The 6,633-nt window shown below is 62.3% G+C and carries 6 protein-coding genes, 1 tRNA gene and 1 pseudogene; all 8 read left to right on the forward strand.

Annotated features, from left to right (window positions below; all coding sequences use genetic code 11):
• Positions 1-740, forward strand: a pseudogene (locus AC1DQP_RS14630) (DNA-directed RNA polymerase subunit beta'); the annotation flags it as partial.
• Positions 741-1,112: 372 nt separating this feature from the next.
• A complete protein-coding gene (gene rpsL, locus AC1DQP_RS14635; RefSeq protein WP_017356008.1) occupies positions 1,113-1,487 on the forward strand; it encodes a 30S ribosomal protein S12 in 375 nt (124 codons plus the stop codon).
• 12 nt (positions 1,488-1,499) lie between these two features.
• Positions 1,500-1,967, forward strand: a complete 468-nt coding sequence (rpsG, locus tag AC1DQP_RS14640; protein ID WP_019186122.1) for a 30S ribosomal protein S7 — start codon at positions 1,500-1,502, stop codon at positions 1,965-1,967.
• Positions 1,968-2,105: 138 nt separating this feature from the next.
• Positions 2,106-4,247 (forward strand): elongation factor G, encoded by a 2,142-nt coding sequence (fusA, locus tag AC1DQP_RS14645; RefSeq protein ID WP_478051873.1) that lies wholly within the window; start codon positions 2,106-2,108, stop codon positions 4,245-4,247.
• Positions 4,248-4,300: 53 nt separating this feature from the next.
• Positions 4,301-5,491 (forward strand): elongation factor Tu, encoded by a 1,191-nt coding sequence (gene tuf, locus AC1DQP_RS14650; RefSeq protein ID WP_256775013.1) that lies wholly within the window; start codon positions 4,301-4,303, stop codon positions 5,489-5,491.
• A 100-nt stretch (positions 5,492-5,591) separates the two neighbouring features.
• A tRNA-Trp gene (locus AC1DQP_RS14655) sits at positions 5,592-5,667 on the forward strand.
• A 49-nt stretch (positions 5,668-5,716) separates the two neighbouring features.
• Positions 5,717-6,124 carry a preprotein translocase subunit SecE gene (secE, locus tag AC1DQP_RS14660; RefSeq protein ID WP_256775014.1) on the forward strand — a complete coding sequence of 136 codons (408 nt, stop codon included), beginning with the start codon at positions 5,717-5,719 and terminating at the stop codon, positions 6,122-6,124.
• Positions 6,125-6,134: 10 nt separating this feature from the next.
• On the forward strand, positions 6,135-6,633 hold a 499-nt coding region (nusG, locus tag AC1DQP_RS14665), incomplete at its 3' end, for a transcription termination/antitermination protein NusG (protein ID WP_478051874.1).

Genomic DNA, 6,633 nt, shown 5'->3' on the forward strand with positions numbered 1-6,633 from the left:
CCAAGGGCAAGCAGCGCCTGATCATCAAGGACACCGATGGTTCCGAGCACGAAGAGCTGATCCCGAAGTACCGTCAGGTGATCGTGTTCGAAGGCGAGCACGTGACCAAGGGCGAAACCATCGTGGACGGCGAGCCGAGCCCGCAGGACATCCTGCGTCTGCKGGGCGTCGAGCCGCTGGCGGCCTACCTGGTCAAGGAAATCCAGGACGTGTACCGCCTGCAGGGCGTGAAGATCAACGACAAGCACATCGAAGTGATCACCCGTCAGATGCTGCGCAAGGTCGAGATCACCGACCAGGGCAGCAGCAAGTTCCTGAATGGCGAGCAGGCCGAGCGCCAGCGCGTCATCGAGGAAAATGCACGCCTGACCGCCCGCAACGAGCTGATCGCCCGTTTCGATCCGGTCCTGCTGGGTATCACCAAGGCGTCGCTGGCCACTGAATCGTTCATCTCGGCGGCCTCCTTCCAGGAAACCACCCGCGTGTTGACCGAAGCTGCCGTCCGCGGCACCAAGGACAACCTGCGCGGCCTGAAGGAAAACGTCATCGTCGGCCGCCTGATCCCGGCCGGTACCGGTCTGTCGTACCACGCCAACCGCCGTCGCAACGCCTCGGGTCTGACCGACTCGGAAATGCAGACCCTGTCCGGCTCCGCGCCGGTAGTGGCTGAAGTGGCAGCGCCGGCACCGGTGGCCGTGGCATCGACCGACGCCGAACAGGCGCCGGGCAGCGACGAGTAATACGCAGGCCCGGCTCCGGCCGGGCCCGCGGCAGGGCAGGGTGCCGACCTCCGGGTCGGCCTCTTCCCGACAGGACACGGCGCAGGCTGGTCCGATGAATCGGCAGCACCGGCCACTGGCCGGATCGCCACCGATGAGGTAGGATGCCCGCCGGTCTTGCAAAGGACCGGCTTGACAACCTGAACGGGGGGCACGGAAAAGGCTCCCCTGTAACGGCCCGGGATCAGGGCTGGCCGGGCGCGTGCGCATTTGACTGCGTTTTCGCCGGGTTGCTACAATCGTCTGTCTCAGCAGGCCGGTTTCTCGCCTGCTCGCACATTTCCGCATTCAATGGCCAGTCTTTTCATTGGCCTCTCTCAGAAGAACATACTGATGGCGACGATCAATCAGCTTGTCCGCAAGCCGCGGCAGGCAACCACTTATAAGAGTGCCTCCCCGGCTCTCGATAAGTGCCCCCAGCGCCGTGGCGTCTGCACGCGCGTGTACACCACCACTCCGAAGAAGCCGAACTCGGCGCTTCGCAAGGTTGCCAAGGTTCGCCTGACCAACCAGGAAGAAGTGATTAGCTACATCGGCGGCGAAGGCCACAACCTGCAGGAGCACTCCGTGGTCCTGATCCGTGGCGGTCGCGTCAAGGATCTGCCGGGTGTGCGTTACCACACCGTGCGTGGCTCGCTGGACGCCTCCGGCGTTGCCAAGCGTCGCCAGGGCCGTTCCAAGTACGGCGCCAAGCGTCCGAAGAGCTAAGGGAAAGTACACATGTCTCGTAAAGGTAATACGCCGCAGCGCTCTGTCCTGCCGGATCCGAAGCACGGAAGTGAAACCATCGCACGCTTCATCAACATGGTGATGCTGAGCGGCAAGAAGTCGGTCGCTGAAAAGATCGTCTATGGCGCCATGGACGTGATCGGCGAAAAGAACCCGAATTCCGTCGAGCTGGTTCAGAAGGCTCTGGAAAACGTGGCTCCGTCGGTCGAAGTCAAGTCCCGTCGCGTCGGTGGTGCCACCTACCAGGTGCCCGTCGAAGTGCGTTCCTCGCGCAAGATGGCGCTGGCCATGCGTTGGCTGATCGACTCCGCGCGCAAGCGTGGTGAGAACACCATGCCGAAGAAGCTGGCTGCCGAACTGCTGGACGCCTCGGAAAACCGTGGTGGCGCTATCAAGAAGCGCGAAGAAACCCACCGCATGGCCGAAGCCAACAAGGCATTCGCCCACTACCGCTGGTGAGTTTGACGGCCTTGCAAAACAGGCACGGCGGCACTATCTCCTAGTGCCGCTTCGCGGCACCTGGGGTGCCGCGCCAATCCGAAGGCCGCCGAAAGGCGGCGTTCGGCCATCCGAATTCCAAGAAATTGAGAGGCTCCCGTGGCCCGCAACACTCCCATCGAGCGTTACCGCAACTTCGGCATCATGGCTCACATCGATGCTGGCAAGACCACCACGTCCGAGCGCATCCTGTTCTACACCGGCAAGAGCCACAAGATCGGTGAAGTGCACGACGGCGCTGCCACCATGGACTGGATGGAGCAGGAGCAGGAGCGTGGCATCACGATCCAGTCCGCTGCGACCACCGCGTTCTGGAAGGGCATGGACAAGTCCCTGCCGGAGCACCGCTTCAACATCATCGATACCCCCGGACACGTCGACTTCACCATCGAAGTGGAGCGTTCGCTGCGCGTGCTCGACGGTGCGGTGTTCGTGCTGTGCGCCGTCGGTGGCGTGCAGCCGCAGTCGGAAACCGTGTGGCGCCAGGCCAACCGGTACAAGGTGCCGCGCATTGCCTTCGTCAACAAGATGGACCGCACCGGTGCCAACTTCACCAAGGTCGTGGGCCAGCTGAAGGCCAAGCTCGGCGCCACCGCCGTGCCGATGCAGCTGCCGATCGGCGCTGAAGAAGGCTTCAAGGGCGTGGTCGACCTGATCAAGATGAAGGCCATCCATTGGGATGAAGCCTCGCAGGGCATGAAGTTCGAGTACCTGGAAATCCCGGCCGACATGCAGGCGGAGGCCGAAGAGGCCCGCACCTACATGATCGAAGCCGCGGCTGAAGCCAGCGAAGAGCTGATGGAAAAGTACCTGGGCGGCGAAGAACTGACCGAGGCCGAGATCGTCGAGGCCCTGCGCGTGCGCACCCTGGCCACCGACATCGTGCCGATGTACTGCGGTTCGGCGTTCAAGAACAAGGGCGTGCAGGCCATGCTCGACGGCGTGGTGCAGCTGCTGCCGTCGCCGATCGACGTGCCGGACGTGACCGGTACCGACGTGGACGATGAAACCATCGCCCTGAGCCGCAAGTCCGACGACAAGGCCCCGTTCTCGGCCCTGGCCTTCAAGATCATCACCGATCCGTTCGTGGGCGCGCTGACCTTCTTCCGTGTCTACTCGGGCACCCTGAACGCCGGCGACCAGCTGCTGAACTCGGTCAAGGGCAAGAAGGAGCGCATCGGCCGCATCCTGCAGATGCATTCCAACGATCGCGAAGAGATCAAGGAAGTGCTGGCCGGTGACATCGCGGCTGCTGTGGGCCTGAAGGACACCACCACCGGTGACACCCTGTGCTCGCAGGACCACCCGATCATCCTGGAGCGCATGGTGTTCCCGGAGCCGGTCATCTCGATGGCCGTCGAACCGAAGACCAAGTCCGACCAGGAAAAGATGGGTCTGGCCCTCGGCCGTCTGGCCCAGGAAGATCCGTCGTTCCGCGTCAAGACCGACGAAGAATCCGGCCAGACCATCATCTCGGGCATGGGCGAGCTGCACCTGGACATCATCGTCGACCGCATGAAGCGCGAGTTCAACGTTGAAGCCAACGTGGGCAAGCCGCAGGTTGCGTACCGCGAAACCATTCAGATGGCCGACGTCAAGTCGGACTACAAGCACGCCAAGCAGTCCGGTGGTAAGGGTCAGTACGGTCACGTCGTGATCGAGCTGTCGCCGATCACCGCTGAAGACCGTGCAGATCMGAAGCTGGCCGCCGGCATCAAGGATGATTTCCTGTTCATCAACGACATCACCGGTGGCGTGATTCCGAAGGAATTCATTCCGTCGATCGAAAAGGGCCTGCGCGAAACCATCACCAGCGGTCCGCTGGCCGGCTTCCCGGTCGTGGACGTCAAGGTGAAGCTGGTGTTCGGCTCGTACCATGACGTCGACTCCTCGGAAATGGCGTTCAAGCTGGCTTCCTCGATGGCCTTCAAGCAGGGCTTCCAGAAGGCCAAGCCGGTCCTGCTGGAACCGATCATGAAGGTCGAGATCGTGACCCCGGAGGATTACCAGGGTGACGTGATGGGCGACGTCAGCCGTCGTCGTGGCGTGCTGCAGGGTTCGAGCACCACCGGTGACGGTTCGGCCAGCATCATCAACGCGATGATCCCGCTGGGTGAAATGTTCGGTTACGCCACCTCGCTGCGTTCGCAGACCCAGGGTCGCGCGACGTTCACGATGGAATTCGACCACTACGAGCCGGCGCCGAACAACATCGCCGAAACCGTGATCAAGAAGTCCTGAGCGTAAGCTCGGGACTCCACCTCATTCTTTTCTGATATCCAAGGTATACAACAATGGCMAAGGGTAAGTTCGAGCGCACCAAGCCGCACGTCAACGTCGGCACCATCGGTCACGTCGAYCACGGCAAGACCACGCTGACCGCYGCACTGACCAAGATCGGTGCYGAGCGCTTCGGTGGCGARTTCAAGGATTACTCSGCGATCGACGCCGCGCCGGAAGAAAAGGCGCGTGGCATCACGATCTCGACCGCGCACGTCGAATACGAATCCACCGAGCGTCATTACGCCCACGTGGATTGCCCGGGCCATGCTGACTACGTCAAGAACATGATCACCGGTGCTGCCCAGATGGACGGCGCGATCCTGGTCTGCTCGGCCGCTGACGGCCCGATGCCGCAGACCCGCGAGCACATCCTGCTGTCGCGTCAGGTCGGCGTGCCGTACATCGTCGTGTTCCTGAACAAGGCCGACATGGTGGACGACGCCGAGCTGCTGGAACTGGTCGAAATGGAAGTCCGCGAGCTGCTGAGCAAGTACGACTTCCCGGGCGACGACACCCCGATCATCGCGGGCTCGGCCCGTCTGGCGCTGGAAGGCGACCAGAGCGACATCGGCGTGCCGTCGGTGATCAAGCTGGTCGAGGCGCTGGACACCTGGATCCCGCTGCCGGAGCGTGACGTCGACAAGGCATTCCTGATGCCGGTCGAAGACGTGTTCTCGATCTCGGGCCGCGGCACCGTGGTGACCGGTCGTATCGAGCGCGGCGTGATCAAGGTCGGCGAAGAAATCGAAATCGTCGGTATCCGCGACACCGTCAAGACCACCGTGACCGGCGTGGAAATGTTCCGCAAGCTGCTCGACCAGGGTCAGGCAGGCGACAACGCCGGTCTGCTGCTGCGCGGCACCAAGCGTGACGACGTCGAGCGTGGYCAGGTCCTCTGCAAGCCGGGTTCGATCAAGCCGCACACCCAGTTCGACGCCGAAGTCTACGTCCTGTCCAAGGATGAAGGCGGCCGCCACACCCCGTTCTTCAAGGGCTACCGTCCGCAGTTCTACTTCCGYACCACCGACATCACCGGTGCGGTCGAGCTGCCGGAAGGCGTGGAAATGGTCATGCCGGGCGACAACGTGAAGATGGTTGTCACCCTGATCAACCCGGTCGCCATGGATGAAGGCCTGCGCTTCGCGATTCGTGAAGGCGGTCGTACCGTCGGCGCCGGCGTGGTCTCCAAGATCCTCAAGTAATTTCGTAATACCGGCGGTTGCTTAGCGCTGCCGGTCTCGCGAATGGCGGGCCGGGAACCTCGGTCCGCCTTCGCCGTCTAAGGGAAGGCAGTTTTTCAGTACGCCAGTAGCTCAATTGGCAGAGCAGCGGTCTCCAAAACCGCAGGTTGGGGGTTCGAGTCCCTCCTGGCGTGCCACTTCTCCCTTCCAGCGGCCATGCCATGCCGCCTCAGCAGCCAGAGCCGGATKAACAGCAAGATCGAGCATTCCAAGGACAACACCTCTACTGGAGGTGACATCGTCAAGTACGCCGCCGCAACCATTCTGGTGCTGGCGGGTCTCTTTGCTTGGTACTGGTTCGGCACCCCTGAGCATGCGTCCCAGAGTGCATGGGCCGGTCCGCTTCGCGGTCTGGCCGTTGTCGTTGGCCTCGCGGCCGGCGTTGGCGTGTTCCTGATGACCGGCAAAGGTCGCGACACGCGTGCGTTTCTTTCCGAATCGCGTTTCGAACTGCGCAAGGTTGTCTGGCCGACCCGCCAGGAAGCCATCCGCATGACCTGGGTGGTGATCGTGGTTGTGATCATCCTCAGCCTCCTGCTGGGCGGATTTGATTTCCTGATTCAGAAAGCGACCCAGTGGTTCCTGGGTCGATAAGGAGAAACCAGTGAAGCGTTGGTACGTCGTTCACGCCTATTCGGGCTTCGAAAAGTCGGTTGCGCAGGCTCTGCGCGATCGCATCGTGCGTGACGAGATGCAGGAGCGCTTCGGTGATGTCCTGGTCCCGACCGAGGAAGTGGTCGAAATGCGCGCCGGCCAGAAGCGCCGTTCCGAGCGCAAGTTCTTCCCGGGTTACGTGCTGGTCCAGATCGAGACCCACGAAGAAAACGGTATCCCGCGCATCGACAACGAAAGTTGGCATCTTGTGAAGGACACCTCCAAGGTGATGGGCTTCATCGGCGGTACTGCCGATCGTCCGCTGCCGATCCGTGATGAAGAGGCTGCTGCCATCCTGGACCGCGTTCAGGAAGGCGTGGAAAAGCCCCGTCCGAAGGTGCTGTTCGAGCCGGGCCAGATGGTCCGTGTCACCGAAGGCCCGTTCAACGACTTCAATGGCGTGGTCGAGGAAGTCAACTACGAGAAGAGCCGTCTGCGCGTCTCGGTGC

Source organism: Stenotrophomonas sp. P5_A8 (genome assembly GCF_056400545.1).